Annotated in this window: 1 protein-coding gene; it reads left to right on the top strand. The window is 69.5% G+C overall.

Features of this window, described 5'->3' with window-relative positions; genetic code table 11:
* The coding region (locus L995_RS34425) for a hypothetical protein (RefSeq protein ID WP_231574484.1) at nt 1–256 on the top strand (256 nt) is incomplete at both ends.

The raw sequence follows: 256 nt of genomic DNA, 5'->3' as shown, positions 1-256 counted from the left end.
CTTTGTGCAACGGCTCAACCAGGTCATCGCACGCCACGACATCCTGCGCACGGCCGTGCTGTGGGAGGGGTTGGCCGAGCCTGTGCAGGTGGTGTGCCGGCAGGCGCAGGTGCTGCTCGACTGGCTGGACGAGAGCGAAAAGGGTAGCGAAGGGGAGGTTGCGGACGTGGCAGGCCGGCTGCAGGCCGTGCTGGACCCGCGCGTGCAGCGCATCGATGTGCGCCGTGCACCCATGATCCGCGCCGTGGCGGCGCAG

The sequence above is a fragment of the Delftia sp. ZNC0008 genome (assembly GCF_000799035.1).
Lineage (GTDB): Bacteria > Pseudomonadota > Gammaproteobacteria > Burkholderiales > Burkholderiaceae_C > Comamonas > Comamonas tsuruhatensis.
Note: the sequence above shows the minus strand (reverse complement) of the source record. Positions and strands in the feature narration are given on the sequence as shown.